A 14,206-nucleotide genomic window follows, 5' to 3' on the forward strand; every position below is an offset into this window, starting at 1 on the left:
CGGCGGAGGAGCGCGTCCCCGGGATGCTGCGCTGCTACCTACCGAAATCTCGCAAGCGCTCAATGTCGAGCACTGTGATCATGCGATACGCTATCTTGATCAGCCCGGATTTCTCAAGCACGTGCAAAGCGTGGCTCACGGTTTGGCGCGAGGTACCGACGAGATGACCGAGCTCTTCGTTGGAAATTTCGATGCGGGCTTCTCGACTAGGATAGAGCTGCGGGTGCAGCATATCCGCGATTGTGCGGGCGACTCGCGCTTCCAGCTCGAGCAGGCGGTCATGCTCGAACGCGCCCATGAATTGCCCGAGCCGTTCATTGAGCTGGGTCAGGATGAAGCGGTTGAAAGCGATGCTTGTATCCAACAGCCACAAAAAGGTTGCTGCGGGCATCGATGCGATACGCGACTCACGCAACGCCACCACGTCGTATTTGCGCGCCTCCCCTTTGAGGATCGAGCCTTCACCGAACCAGGAGTTGGCGGGGAGCACCGCGAAGGTTACCGGCTTTCCGGTGTCGGATAGGCTTTCTGCCCTGAACAATCCATCAATCACGCCGACCCAGATATTAGAGGGATCGCCCTTCCGGCAGGCATAATTGCCGGGCTGAAGGTCGCGGACGATTAGTCCGGAGCGAACCCGCTGCAGTTGCTCGGCCGAAAGAGCAACTGCCCATTTGCTCGCAGCCATTAAATCGTCGAGCGACCGCATCGCATATCCAATTGTTCGCACGGCGACAGTGTTGCACCGATGGATGATTTATCATCCCGAAACGGGCGTGCAAGTGCCCGAAATAATGCAATGCAACAGGGAGGGGTACATCGATGAGTAACGGACGAAACGGGAGACGAGCCTCAAGATATTTGAAGGCCGCGGCCGCACCCGTGGTGATTGGATTCCTTACGGCTTCGCCCGCAGCCGCCTCAACGTGCTCTCAATTGGCAAGCAGCTTCCATCGACCGAATACCACCATAACGACTGCGCAGACCGTTCCGGCTGGAACGTTTGTCACTCCAACCGGCCAATCAATTGCGGCGTTGCCGCAATTCTGCCGAGTGGCCGGCTTCACGACCCCCACCAGCGACTCTCATATCAATTTCGAAGTGTGGGTGCCGGAGTCCGGTTGGAACCTCAAGTATCTACAGGCTGGCTGCGGCGGCTTTTGTGGATCGATCAGCTACGGCAGCATGGGCGAGCCACTTCGCAGAGGCTATGCCGTAGCAGCGACCGATGACGGTCATCAGGCTAGCGGCATCGACGCATCTTGGGCTCTAGGCCATCCCGAGAAGGTGATCGATTTCGGATATCGAGCGCTGAAGGAGACCACTGACGTCGCCAAGGACGTCATCATGGCATTCAAATCAAGTGGCGCTCGTCGCTCCTACTTCATGGGTTGTTCCGATGGTGGCCGCGAAGCCTTGATGGAGGCCCAGCGGTACCCGCGAGACTTCGACGGAATCGTAGCTGGATCGCCAGCGAATTATTGGACCCACCTGTTTACCGGGTTCGTCTGGGATCAGAAAGCGCTTGCCGCCACCTCGAGTGGCGATCTTTCGCAAGCCGACCTCAACGTCGTCAGCAATGCCATGTTGGCGCAGTGCTCCGGACACGACGGTGGGCTAAGCACAGATCAGTTCCTGAACAATCCACCCGCCTGCCGCTTCAACCCGGAAAAGCTTTCGTTGCCAAAGGACAAAATCGAAGCCGTGAAGAAGATCTTTTCAGGACCTCCCGGAATCTTCCCGGGTTATCGGGTGGGTGGCGACGAGGCGAATATCGCCGCCAACTGGTCGATATGGCTGACGGATACCGGCAATCCAGCCAATGGATTGCAGGGATTGTTCGGAGACAATTACTTCAAGTTCATCGTCTTTCCGAACTCTGGATGGACTCCGGATACCTTTAGCCCCGAGGAAAATGCGCATCAGGCCGACGTTCGCACTGGTGCCATCCTGAACTCTGTTGATCCCAATCTCCGTCCGTTCAAATTGCAGGGCGGCAAGCTGATTCAATATGTAGGCTGGGGCGATACTGCCATCTCACCTGAGAACGACATCAATTACTATAGCGCGGTGGCCCGAGAAATGGGCGGCCACGAACACATCGGGGACTTCTATCGCCTCTTCATGGTGCCGGGAATGGCTCATTGCGGTGGTGGACCCGGTGCAAATGCGTTTGGTCAAGGGGTCAACGGTCCGAACCCTTCTGACGCCTCAGACGACATCCTCACGGCCCTCGATCAATGGGTCGAGTACCAGAATGCGCCTGACAAGATCGTCGCCACGAAATACGTGAATGACGATCCGACCCAGGGGGTTGCGTTTCAAAGGCCGCTTTGTCCGTTCCCTCAATTTGCGAAATACAAAGGGGGGAGCACCACCAGCAGCGCGAGCTTTGCGTGCGTGAGACCGGATCACGACGATGACGATCATCACGATCACGACAAGGAGGCAAGCAATCGCTGAGGTCGAGATCGGTCGCGGCGCAAGGTCAGTTCAGTGCCACCCGCGACCGGTCGCTCGCTCGACAGAATACAACAAAACGCAGTTTGTACCTCAACGAGGACCGACTGACATTCTCTCCGCTAGTCGCGTTCGAGGTGTTGTGCCGGGCTTGCGCAGCGTGCCCAAGCGGTCGGTCATCGGCGGTTCGCGATCAAGGCCACTCGGCAGTATCGATTGCGGCAGCCGTTCGGACCCGTCGGCGGCGTCGTGCGGCTTGCGAACTCTTGGCATGCAGCTTCGATCTCGCGCAGATTGCGCGCCGGCTGTTTCTTGGATGATCCGGCTGCATCGCTTATCGAGATCGGGCCTGTACGATTCATGCCAACTTCCGGGCCCGCGCGAAGTCGTTACGGATGTAACAACGTGCGTTTGCCGCGCCGAGCTACGCGCCTCGCCTGACTTGCGAGGGCACACCATGCGCAAGCCCGCCGCGCTTGAATTGGACAAATCGGTCATGATTCCGGGCCTGCTGTCCGTCAGCCGCGTACGGCGCTCCGTTCATTTCATTTCTGCTCGAATAACTTGTTCGTGACGCGCTTGATTGCGTAGCAGTGCTGCTCTACGCCTACAGATTGCAGCAGCGACAAACGGTGGCCGCGTGCGCGGCTCCTTGGTGACTCAGTGGAGTTTGCACGGATGGGCGAACATGAGGTCGTTACCTGGCCGACGGGGCCCTGGGCTGCGGACAGGCTTCTGTCGTTGGGCATGAAACGGGTCGCGGGGCAGCTACTGGACACCACGCCGGTGGACTCGTCCTTGAAGCTCTCGGATCTGGTCGAGGACATCACCGATTGGGACGTTGCGGATGACGCGGCGACCAGGAAGCTGGTCATGCAGGTCTTGCCGGGAACGATGACGCTGCTGCTTTTTCAATATCGCACGCCGATCCGGTCGCTGCGCCGCTTCGGCTCTATAGACTTCCAGCACCCACCCTATTGCCACGTCGCAACCAGAGTTCAGAGCGGCATCGCGATGGTTCGGCCGAACGGGCCACTGGGATTGGTCGCCGTGCAGCTCAAGCCGGAAACTGCGGCCCACCTGCTCGGCGATTGCCTGCAAGGCTGCGCCGACATCAAGATCAGTCTCGGTGACGTCTTCCCGCCGGGCGATGTCGCCTTGCTCGCGGAGATGCTGGCGGAGGCGCAATCGAGCCGCGAGCGGGTCGGCCATGTCCAGCGCTTCCTCGTTGCTCATCTCTGCAAGTGCGGACCGGATCGGATCGCCTGCCAAGCGGCAGCGAGGTTGAAGCGCAATCCATCTTTGCGCGTTGGACAGCTCGCCAGGGACCTCGACATCAGCGAACGGCAGCTGTCGCGCCGCTTTCATTCGATGTTCGGCCTGACGCCGAAAGGATTCGCACGGGCCGCGCGCGTCGAGAAAGCGCTGGCGGCAAGAAACCGCGAGCCGGGTTGGGCGGATGTCGCCTATGCCTGCGGCTTTGCTGATCAGGCCCACATGATCCATGATGTCAACGCGATCGTCGGCGTCCCGCCGGATCAGGCGTTCCGCGGCGGAGCGGCGATAGCCTCGACGTCGCTGCGGACCGGATAGAGGGTATCGTATTAGTCGCCGCGGCTTGCTCAACCTCGAAGTTGGCTCAAACGGCGGATCACGCGCAACTGATCTCGATAGTGGATGCGTTCAATCCGCTCCTGTTTTCGCTTCTCGCTTCGAATGCTTGGGTGAAGTCTCCTTTCTGTCTCTGACTTTCCCTGGGATAGTTGGCGTCACCGTTCGAAGTCCGTCCGCGACTTGGCCCTTATGTCCGCAAACTCTTGCCTGAGCAGGTCCACGACAATTCTCACCTTGGGGAGATCCGCCATGCGCTTGTGGCAGATGATCGTGAGCGGTGCGCGGAGCGTTGTCGGAAGCTTGAGTTTCAGTTCTACTAATCCGCCCGAGCGCGTGAGACGATGGGGAGTCTTCAAGAGGATCATTGCGCCAAGGCCGGCATGACAGGCGGCGACCTGCACGCTGTAATCGTCGGACGTGAAAGAAGGGCGAAAGTCCGGAATTTTGCCCGCGAGTTCCGGATTAGGGCTCGCCATTTCGTGTTGGCCAGCCCACGCGATCCAGTCGAGATCGCGGAAATCGTATGTTGCGGGGAGGCGCCTGGCGTAGTCCCGGCTCGCATAGGCGCCGATCGGAAGCATAACTTCATCGACCGTGATCAAATCAGGATCGTCGGAGGGTTGTTTCCTGAGCGCGATATCCGCCTCGCCCAGCGAAAGATTGAGACGCTCCGTGCTGGCCAGAACTTCGAGGGTGATCTGCGAGTGCTTCCTCCGGAGCCTTTCCGCGAACGGCGCCAGGAAATCGAAGGCGAACGCTGGCGCCGCCGTGATGCGCACGCGCCCGCTCACGGGCGAGTTCTTGGCGTCAAGTGAGCGATTGGCTTCCGTCGCCCATTGAGCCATGCCTTGGGCCGCGGGAAGCAGCCGCGTTCCGGTTTTCGTCAAGGAGATGCCCTGGTTCTTGCGGACGAAGAGCGCATCGCCGAGCGCGTATTCCATCTCCGCAATCCTGCGGCTCAAAGTCGGCTGGCTCAATTTGAGGCGTCGCGCGGCGCCGCTCAGGCTGCCGGCATCTGCAACAGCGAGAAAAATCCGCAAGTCATCCCATTGCAGGTCCACTTCGGCTCCTTGGGCTCGTGCCGCGTCATTCATTTATGTATGGCGGCATAGGAATTTAGGCGATTGCTATTCTGCCCGTCCAGGGCAAAAGCGGCAGCAGAAATGAGGAAGACCATCATGCTCCGCAAGTCAGGACTCCTTTGTGTTGGCGCCCTTGCCGTCTTCGCGCTTTCCGCGTGCGCGCAGACATCCCATCCAACGAAGCATGCCGGTCTCGGCAAGCCGGTCAGTTCATCGGCTATGGAGGCGCTGATTGATAGGCCGGGACCCATCGAGGTTGAGACGGTTGCCAGCGCGGATTGGGTGGCCGATCTGTCGGGGCTGATCAATCTGAAGGATCCCCAAGCCGTCCAGGCCGGGCTCACCGATCACGAGGAGCCGATCCAGATCTACACGCACCTCCTGCGGCATCCGACGCAGGGATTCTACATGGTCGACACCGGGGTTTCGAAGCGGTTCGTCGCGGACCCCAAGAGCTTGGGCGTCGGATGGGTGGTGCGGAATTTCGCGAAGCTCGACAAGATGCAAATCCGGCAAGATCCCTTGTCGATCATCAAATCGGAAGAGGGCCCTCTCAAAGGGGTGCTCATGACCCATCTTCATCTCGATCATATCTCCGGGATGCCGGACATTCCGAAAGATGTGCCGCTTTTCACAGGTCCGGGAGAAGCCGAGGAGAAGAAATTCGAGAACGTCTTTGTCGAGGGCATGGAAGACGCCTTCTTTGAGGGCCGGCCCGCCATTCAGGAATTTCAGTTCACCAAGGACCAGGACGGGACGTTCGAAGGGGTGATCGATGTGTTCGGTGACGGCTCGTTGTTCGCAATCCTCACTCCCGGTCACACCGCGGGCCATGTCTCCTATCTCGCCCGCACTCCGACAGGTCCGGTGCTCCTGACCGGCGACGCTTGCCATACACGCTGGGGCTGGGAGCACGGTGTCGAACCCGGGAGTTTTACATTCGATAGGGAAGAGGAGCGGAAGAGTTTGCTCGCATTGAAGGCCTTGAGCGAGCGTCATCCGAAGATCGTCGTGAAGCTCGGTCATCAGCCTTGAGCCTGATCGGCACGCAGATCGGCGACCACATTTCGGTGCTCGATTCGTCGAGATCGCAGCTCAGCTCAAAGATCGGGCGCCGAGCTCCGCTCGTGCTGAGCTGCGAAGCTCTGGACATCAGCGAAAAGATCGGACCGCCGCCTTCTCCGGATACAGGCGGACCCGCGCCTCACACATTCTTCGCACTGTCCCCGCCGGTGACCTCATATTCGGCGCCGGTCACCATCGCTGCCGCATCGGAGGCGAGGAACACGGCGGCGGGCGAGATGTCGTCCGGCTGCAGCCAGCCGACCTTGAGGGCGACGGTGGGGGCGCGGGCGTCCCAGGCCTGCTGAGGCGAAGGATGCTCCGGCGCCTGCCGACCGGTCTCGCCGATCGCTTCGCTGAACCGTTTATCGTAGCGGGTCAGCGGCGTGTCGACGAGGCCGGGGATCAGCGCGTTGACCGTGATGTTATATTGCCCAAACTCCAGCGCGGCCGATTTCATCAAGCCGAGAATGCCCCATTTCGAGGCGGCGTAGCTCGAGCCGTCCTTGGTGCCGTGCTTACCCTGCATCGACGCCAGCACGATGATGCGGCCCTGCTTGCGCGCCACCATCTTCGGCGCAAAGGCGCGGATGGTGTTGGCGGTGCCGTTGAGATTGTTGTCGATCACGTCGCGCCAGTCGGAATCTTCCATCTCGAGCAGCGGCTTCCAGCGCTGGATCGCTGCATCGGCGACCACGATGTCGATCTTGCCATAGGTCTGCTCGACATGATCGGCAGCCGCGCGAAGCGCGGCGATGTCGCGGATATCGGCGCGAATGCTTTCGCCGCGCCGTCCGTAGGCCATGATCTGCCGCACGGTCTCGGCGAGATCCTCAGGCGATGCAGGTACCGCGTTTGACGCCGTCGATACCGGCCCCGCGATATCCAGCGCCACCACGTCGGCGCCGTTGGCCGCCATCTCCACAGCGATGGCGCGACCGATGCCGCGCGCCGCACCGGTCACGATGGCGACCTTGCCCGACAGCGCGGAGCCGCGCCCGGGCCGGATCGGTCCTGCGCTCTTGCCCTCCGGCGGCTCCGGCACCTGCTGTCCACGCAACTCCCGCGGGCCGGAGTCGGACCTGCCGGGCGCAGCGGACTGCGCGGTGGTCTGGTTGATGACCGCAAACGCGGTCATCGCCGCCGTTCCCTTCAGGATGCCACGGCGGAAGATGTTATAGGCGGGCATGGCTTGCTCCCGAGCTCCGTCGGGGCGTCAACCGGCCGCGGCAGGCGAGGTTCCTGCACGATGTCGGCGACGCTTCGGCCCATGGAGCGGCCGTCACGACATTCTTAAGGCCGATGAGCTTAGGATGGCGCCATGACGAGTACGACCCCCAGTCCGACACCCAGCCCGCAAGAAAAGCCCAAGCGGCCGCAATCCAATTGGGCGCAGATCATCTCCGCCGCCGTCGGCGTGCTCGGCTTCGCCGCCGTGTCCTTTCAGATCAACCTGATCCGGCAGAACACCAGGGAGACGACGGCGCGTCAGGTCTACATGTCCTACAGCGAGTCCGCTTTGAGAAATCCGGAGCTCGTCGAGCCTGACACGAAGGCGCTGCGCGCCGACCGGCTGCAATTCGTCCGTTACAAGAACTTCGTCGCCCACATGCTGTTCGCTTATGACGAGATCCTGTCGGTCTACGATCATGAGGAGTGGCGGCGCAGTTTCGCGCAGGAGATCAGGCCGCATATGGAATATGTCTGCTTCGACATGACGGCCGAGGACGATGCGACATATTTCGAGAAGATGCGTGCGCTCTTGAAGGAGACCCGTAAGAGCTGCCCGACAGGCCAACGCTGACGGCATTGCCACGGGCGGCCGGATCGCCTGACGGCAGGGCCGCTTCGCAGAGCGGATGACGACCGCCTGATCAAAGCCCGCACTGCTGTGAGCGCCCAACGCATGCAGCAAACGCGGGCCGCGTTTGCCGGGCTGGGCGTTGAAGACGTTGCAGATCCAGGGCAAATATGTCGGCCTCGAATGGTGCGATGCCAGTTGCGCCGCTCGCGTCGATTTTTGGCGCGCTGATGCTTGGTGCGTCGATTCTTGGCGCGTCGATTTTTGGAATGCCTCTTGCTCGCCGATCGTAAACTCCTCATTGCGCTCATCGTCCTCGCCGTCACCCAGCTCATCGGTTGGGGGACGCTGAGCCTTCCTGCCGTGCTCGGTCGCCAGATGGCCGCCGATCTGGACATGGACCTGACCGCGGTGTTTGGCAGCACCTCCGTGCTCTATCTTGCAATGGGTCTGTGCTCGCCGCTGTTGGCGCAGCCGTTCGTGCGCTACGGTGCCCGGCGCGTCATGATGGCAGGGACGGTGATTGCAGCGCCCGGTTTCGTGCTGCTGTCGGTCGCGCAAGGGCCGGTCAGTTATTACGCAGCCTGGCTCCTGCTCGGGTTGGCGGGAAGCGCCACGCTGTCGACGGCGGCCTACATCGTGCTCAACGAGATCGCAGGCCAGAACGCCAGGGGCGCGATCGGCGCACTGATGCTGGTCACCGGCCTCTCGAGCAGCATCTTCTGGCCGACCACCGTCTATCTTGCCGGCATGCTCGGTTGGCGCAGCACCTGCCTCGTCTATGCGGCTTTGCTGCTGCTGGTCTCGCTTCCGCTCTACGCCTTCGCCCTGCCGCCACGACGCAAGGAGTATGCCATGGGAGCGGCCGGCGGATCCGCGGCGGCGCCCACGGCTGCACCAGCCCGGAGCACGTTTTATCTGCTGGTCGCTGCGATCGGTCTCAATGCCTTTGTGGCGTTCGGCCTCAGCGCGGTGCTGATCGAGCTGCTCAAGGCGGAGGGACTGACAGCCTCGGAGGCGATCAGCTTTGGTGCGATGCTGGGCGTGATCCAGGTCAGTGCCCGCGCGGTGGACTTCCTCGGCGGCGGCCGTTGGGACGGCATCACCACCGCTCTGGTAGCAGGCCTGGCACTGCCGGTCGCGATGCTGCTGTTGATGGTGAGCGGTGGCTCCTATGTCGCCGCAGCCACGTTCATTCTGCTCTATGGTCTCGGCAGCGGCGCGCTGGCGGTGGCGCGCGCCACCATGCCGCTGGTGTTCTACGACAAGGCCGAGTTCGCCAAGGCCAGCGCACGCATCGCCTTGCCGCTCAACCTGCTTTCCGCCATGTCCGCGCCGATCCTGGTCGCTCTGCTCACGCGCTACGGCAGCAACGCGCTGCTGGCGCTGGTGCTCGCTTGCTCCTGCGCCGCGCTCGGCATGCTGCTCTTGCTGCGCCGGCGACGACCGGGCAGTGCCGCCGTCGCGGCGACCTGATTTCCCTTTCCCGTGCATCGCGACGGCGGCGTCAAGCCGCTCGTTTGATAAAGGCTCTCCGCTTCCGCGGCGGGCGGTGGTTGTTGGCATACTTCGACTGGCGACGAAGCGTCACTGCGCTCGGATCGGCTATGTCAGGTCCCGACACCAAATGTGGGAGATCTGTCGTGACCGCCTCCAGTGTTATGGACCTGCCGGACGACCATTTGACGATTTCACCGCCCGTGCTCTATTTCGGAACGCCTGTCGTTCTCGTCGTGACCAGGAACGAGGACGGGACATCGAACATCACGCCGATGTCGTCGGCCTGGGCGCTGGGTTCATGCGTGGTGCTTGGTCTCTCGACGGCCGGCCACGGTGCTGCGAATCTGCGACGTGAGCGCGAATGCACACTCAATTTTGCCTCCGCCGAGCTGTGGCCGAAAGTCGAGAAGATCGCGCGCGGCACCGGTCGCGATCCGGTGCCGGCCTTCAAGCACGCGATTGGTTATAGCTACATGGGCGATAAATTCGCGGCTGGTGGATTTACTGCCGTATCATCGGAGCGCGTGCGGGCGCCGCGCATCTCCGAATGTCCGTTGCAGTTCGAAGCCAGGCTCGTTGCGATCCATGGTGACGCGGTCGATCTCGGCTCCACGCCGCAGAAGGCTTTGATCATCGAGTGCGAGGTTGTCCGCGTCCACGCCCATCGCGGCATCGTAGTGCCGGGAACGGATCACATCGATACGCAGAAATGGAATCCGCTGTACTACGTATTCCGTCACTATTTCGGCGACGCACGCGATCTGGGACGGACTTTCAGGGCGGAGATTTGAGCGGGCTGCCGGGACGCGGAGCCCGGGTCGGCTGAGCCTGTGGTTTCGCCCCGTGCATTCTTTCCGCACGGGAGTCGATGCCGGACGCCGCGCGGTTTCCGCGGCGCCTCCTGCTATCAAAAAAGTTAATAGATTGGCAACACTCGGGCTCGGATCGCGTCGCGACAGCAGCGGCGTTGGTCGCGGCGTGGCACTCGCGAGGTTCCGGCCGCGATCGCAGTCGCGGGTGAGGAGGGATCCCAGCTTTTACAGATCGTTCCGCGCAGGGAACCCGCATTCGACGGCGAAGTCCACGGTGTGTCGTATGCCGATCCGGTGCATTACCTGCACCGAATTCAGTGGGATTTTAATAGTTGCACCTGAGGTATCTGCAAATAGCACTCTATTAATTTCAAGTTGATAGGGTTGCGGCCTGCACGAAACGGGAAGCCGGATCAGATAAATGCGACATCTCACCGTCTATCAGCGCCTGGCCACGATCATTGCGGTGCTGTCGATCACCCTCTTTGCCGTCTCCGCCATGCAGATCCTTTTGCTCCGGGACTCCGTGCTGGAGGAGCGGCGGACCATGGTTCGCAACCTCGTGGAGTCCGCGACCAAGATTTTGAGTTCCTATGATGCCGATGCCAAGGCGGGCCGGCTCGAGCCGGAGCGCGCGCGCCAGTTGGCCTTTGCTGCGATCGGCGCCATGCGCTGGGGGCAATATGCCGATTATCTCGGTGTCTATGGCACCGGCCCGTCGGATGCCGGCGTCACCTATGTCCACGCCAATCCGAAATACATCAACGTCAATCGTTGGGACTTCAAGGACAACACGGGCAAGCTGCTGATCCAGGACATCGTGCGCACGGCGCGCGCCGGCGGCGGCTACGTCGAATACATGGCGCCGCGTTCGGGCGGCGGGGGCGAGCTGCCCAAGCTGTCCTATGTCGGCGCCTATGGCAGCGGCGACAAGATGCTGGCGCTGCAGGCCGGCGTCTACATCAACGACGTCGACGCAGTCGTCTATGAGCGCGCGATGTGGGCCGGCCTCGGCGGCCTGGCCGGGCTGGTGATCGCGGGCGTCATCGCGTTCTGGCTCGGGCGCGGCCTGGTCGATCCGCTCAGCAAGACCTGCGAGGCGATGGACGAATTGTGCAAAGGCAATCTCGCCTTCGATGTCCCGTTCGTCGACCGCAAGAACGAGATCGGGCGGATGGCGCGCAGTCTGCAGGTGTTCAAGGACCATCTTGCCGAAAGCGAACGGCTGCGTGCCGAGCAGGAGCACGGCAAGACGCAGGCGGCCGAGGAGCGGCGCGCGGTGCTGGCCCGCATCGCCGACCAGTTCGAGCGCTCGATTGGCGGCGTCATCCAGGGTACCGCGAGCGCTGCCGGCGAGCTGCAAAGCTCGGCCTCGTCGATGTCGAGCATTGTCGAGGGGACCACGACGCAGAGCGCGAACGTGGCCGCCGCCGCCGAGCAGACCGCCAAGAACGTGCAAACCGTGTCGGCCTCGGCCGAGCAGCTGTCGTCATCGATCCAGGAGATCGCGCGGCAGGTCACCCAGTCCTCGTCGATCGCGCAGAACGCGGTCAGCCAGGCCACGCGCACGGAAGCCATGGTCGAGAAGCTGGTGCATGCCACCCAGAAGATCGGCGAGGTGATGGCGCTGATCCAGACCATCGCCGGCCAGACCAACCTGCTCGCACTCAATGCGACCATCGAATCGGCGCGCGCAGGCGAGGCGGGCAAGGGCTTCGCGGTGGTCGCCAACGAGGTCAAGGCGCTGTCGGCGCAGACCGCCAAGGCGACCGAAGATATCACCAGCCAGATCGAGGCCATCCGCGACGCGACCGGCTCGACCGTCACCGCGATCCGCGAGATCGGCGCCACCATCGGCCAGATGAACGAGATCACCGAAGCGATCGCCGCGGCGGTCGAGGAGCAGGGGGCGGCGACCAAGGAGATCGCGCGCAGCGTTCAGCAGGCCGCCGAGGGCACCCAGGGCGTGATGAAGCACATCGTCGGCGTGCGCGAGGCCTCCAGCCAGGTCGGCGCGGCGGCTGCGCAGGTGCTCAGCGCCGCCGGCCAGCTCGGCTCGCAATCCGATCAGCTCAAGCGCGAGACCGGGAACTTCCTTGGCAATGTCCGGGCGGCCTAAATCCGTCCGGGCGCTGCCGACTGTTTGACAGGTCAATCCGATTAAGCCGCGCGCATGTCAGTGCGCGCGGTCTTCATCGTCGGCATCAAGCGGAGGCGCCAGGGTCGCAAGCACGTTCGGCACGACCGTTTGCTGCGGATAGAGGTAGAACGCCATCAGCGGCAGCTGCTGATGGCTCGCCGAGGGCTGCAGCAGCGTGCGCGCGATCAGTGCGGCCTCGGGATGGAGACCGGCCCAGCCGGCGAAACTCGAAGCCAGAATCTCGAGGGCAAGGATCGTGGTTGCGATCCGCACGAAGCCTTCATTGGCGCGTTTCGCGCTGCGTGACATCGAGGCGCGTTTCAGGAGCTGGCGCAGATCGCGCTGGCTTTCGATGAAGGGCCCGAGCCCGGACTTCCATAACAGATCAGGCAATGCGGCATAGCCGTGGACGCGATGATAGCTCTCGATCAGCGACCTGCATTGCTTGCTGAGGCTGGACGGCACGAATGTCAGATCGATGCGATCGATCTGATCAATCCTCTCGAATTTCACCTGTAACACGATCCTGGCTCAGTCGCTTGATGCGGTTGCGGCAGGCTTGAGGCTCCGACGCAGGCAACCCGGCCGATATAGTCGCGATCCCCGGCGAAGTGAATTTCGTTGCGAGAAAAAATCGGACAATGTCGCGTGAGTGCGTGAAAAAGTCACAGCGTGGTCCGCCGCAGCGGCGTGTAGTTACGGGCGGTCTCGCAATCCGGAACTGATCGTGGGCGCGCATGTAGCTGCCGCGTCACGCGCTTGTCATGAGGCAAGCGTCAAGGCTTGTCAGCCTTGCGACGGATCTCGGCCAAGCGGTCGAGCAGCGCCGCTTGTGCGGGATTGATATGCTTGCTTGCCTCGGCGAGGCTGAACCACGCCGCGCGATCAATCTCAGGAAAGCTTTGCATGTGGCCGCTGCCTGGCGGCCATTCGATCTCGAAGCTGTTGCTTCGGATCGCTGTGGCATCGAGGTCGACCTCGGCCGCGAAAGCGATCACGATCTTGCCGCCGCGCTGCTTGATCTCGCCGAGCGGAAGCAGCGGAGCGGTGAGCGGAACCCCGAGTTCCTCGGCGAATTCGCGCCGGGCCGCAATGTCGGCCGGCTCACTGGCATCATATTCGCCCTTCGGAATCGACCAGGCGCCGAGATCCTTGTTGCGCCAGAAAGGCCCGCCGGGATGCACCAGCAGCACCTCGACCGCACCGGAGGTTGTGCGAAAAGCGAGCACGCCCGCGCTGCGGACCGGCATCGGCTAACGCTGCTTCTGCTTGGGGAGATTGCCGACGAGGTCACGCTCCCAGCCGAACACCGAACGGCCGTCGAGATCGGGCGAGGCGGCGCGCTCGGTGGCGATGAAGGCATCGACTGTAGGGCCGGTCGCGCTGCGCTCGAGCCGGCGCGCCTGGTCGTCAAGGCGCTTGAGCGCACCGAGCGTCTCGTCGCGGCCGAGCTTGGCGTTCCCGACCGCCGATTTCAGCACGCGGATGGTCTCGTCATAGACCTTGATCGGCACCGGATAAGGATGACGGTCCTTGCCGCCATGGGCGAGCGAGAACCGCGCGGGATCGGCAAAGCGATAGGGCGCGCCGTGCACGACCTCGGCGACCATCGCCAGCGAGCGCACGGTGCGGGCGCCGACCCCGGGCGTCAGCAACAGCTCCGGGAAGTCGAGCGGCCCGCGCTCGGCAGCGGCCGCAAGCGTGCCGTGCAGGCGGCGTGCAAACACGTCCTTCG

Annotated in this window: 13 protein-coding genes; 7 read left to right on the plus strand and 6 right to left on the minus strand. The window is 62.5% G+C overall.

The genetic code is table 11. The annotated features are described in order from the left end of the window. Positions 1-34: 34 nt before the first annotated feature. The gene (locus BRAS3843_RS34830) at positions 35-709 is read right to left on the minus strand and encodes a Crp/Fnr family transcriptional regulator (RefSeq protein WP_008973947.1); all 675 of its coding nucleotides are present in this window, start codon (positions 707-709) and stop codon (positions 35-37) included. Between the two features lie 152 nt (positions 710-861). Here BRAS3843_RS34830 and BRAS3843_RS34835 point away from each other — a divergent pair, with 152 nt between their 5' ends. Next, a complete protein-coding gene (locus BRAS3843_RS34835; RefSeq protein ID WP_063710334.1) occupies positions 862-2,463 on the plus strand; it encodes a tannase/feruloyl esterase family alpha/beta hydrolase in 1,602 nt (533 codons plus the stop codon). Positions 2,464-3,138: 675 nt separating this feature from the next. Continuing rightward, complete coding sequence (locus BRAS3843_RS39100) at positions 3,139-4,053, plus strand: AraC family transcriptional regulator (protein WP_008973949.1); 915 nt, start codon at positions 3,139-3,141, stop codon at positions 4,051-4,053. Between the two features lie 176 nt (positions 4,054-4,229). Here BRAS3843_RS39100 and BRAS3843_RS34850 read toward each other — a convergent pair whose 3' ends face one another. Next, a complete protein-coding gene (locus BRAS3843_RS34850) occupies positions 4,230-5,135 on the minus strand; it encodes a LysR family transcriptional regulator (RefSeq protein ID WP_008973950.1) in 906 nt (301 codons plus the stop codon). Positions 5,136-5,438: 303 nt separating this feature from the next. Between BRAS3843_RS34850 and BRAS3843_RS34855 the strand changes: the two genes are divergently transcribed. After that, positions 5,439-6,191: an MBL fold metallo-hydrolase gene (locus tag BRAS3843_RS34855; RefSeq protein WP_201768884.1), complete on the plus strand. Its 753-nt coding sequence runs from the start codon at positions 5,439-5,441 to the stop codon at positions 6,189-6,191. A 169-nt stretch (positions 6,192-6,360) separates the two neighbouring features. On the opposite strand, the gene BRAS3843_RS34860 is transcribed toward BRAS3843_RS34855, so the two are convergent. Continuing rightward, the gene (locus tag BRAS3843_RS34860; protein WP_008973952.1) at positions 6,361-7,407 is read right to left on the minus strand and encodes an SDR family NAD(P)-dependent oxidoreductase; all 1,047 of its coding nucleotides are present in this window, start codon (positions 7,405-7,407) and stop codon (positions 6,361-6,363) included. A gap of 132 nt (positions 7,408-7,539) precedes the next feature. Between BRAS3843_RS34860 and BRAS3843_RS34865 the strand changes: the two genes are divergently transcribed. From BRAS3843_RS34865 to BRAS3843_RS34880, 4 genes are all read left to right on the plus strand, one after another. Beyond that, positions 7,540-8,022: a hypothetical protein gene (locus BRAS3843_RS34865; RefSeq protein WP_008973953.1), complete on the plus strand. Its 483-nt coding sequence runs from the start codon at positions 7,540-7,542 to the stop codon at positions 8,020-8,022. Between the two features lie 273 nt (positions 8,023-8,295). Continuing rightward, positions 8,296-9,495, plus strand: coding sequence for an MFS transporter (locus tag BRAS3843_RS34870; RefSeq protein ID WP_008973955.1), 1,200 nt, complete (start codon positions 8,296-8,298; stop codon positions 9,493-9,495). 167 nt (positions 9,496-9,662) lie between these two features. After that, on the plus strand, positions 9,663-10,310 hold the full coding sequence (locus BRAS3843_RS34875) for a flavin reductase family protein (RefSeq protein ID WP_008973956.1): 648 nt from the start codon (positions 9,663-9,665) through the stop codon (positions 10,308-10,310). Between the two features lie 442 nt (positions 10,311-10,752). Further along, entirely contained in the window at positions 10,753-12,450 is a 1,698-nt protein-coding gene (locus BRAS3843_RS34880) for a methyl-accepting chemotaxis protein (protein WP_008973958.1), read from the plus strand. Between the two features lie 57 nt (positions 12,451-12,507). Here the strand turns inward: BRAS3843_RS34880 and BRAS3843_RS34885 are convergent, their stop codons facing one another. From BRAS3843_RS34885 to BRAS3843_RS34895, 3 genes are all read right to left on the minus strand, one after another. After that, on the minus strand, positions 12,508-12,984 hold the full coding sequence (locus tag BRAS3843_RS34885) for a hypothetical protein (RefSeq protein ID WP_035983834.1): 477 nt from the start codon (positions 12,982-12,984) through the stop codon (positions 12,508-12,510). A 263-nt stretch (positions 12,985-13,247) separates the two neighbouring features. Continuing rightward, complete coding sequence (locus BRAS3843_RS34890; protein WP_008973960.1) at positions 13,248-13,721, minus strand: NUDIX domain-containing protein; 474 nt, start codon at positions 13,719-13,721, stop codon at positions 13,248-13,250. Positions 13,722-13,724: 3 nt separating this feature from the next. Further along, a partial coding sequence (locus BRAS3843_RS34895) for a DUF763 domain-containing protein (protein ID WP_035983837.1) occupies positions 13,725-14,206 on the minus strand: 482 nt, incomplete at its 5' end.

Origin of the sequence: Bradyrhizobium sp. STM 3843, from assembly GCF_000239815.1 — a bacterium.
Taxonomy (GTDB): Bacteria; Pseudomonadota; Alphaproteobacteria; order Rhizobiales; family Xanthobacteraceae; genus Bradyrhizobium.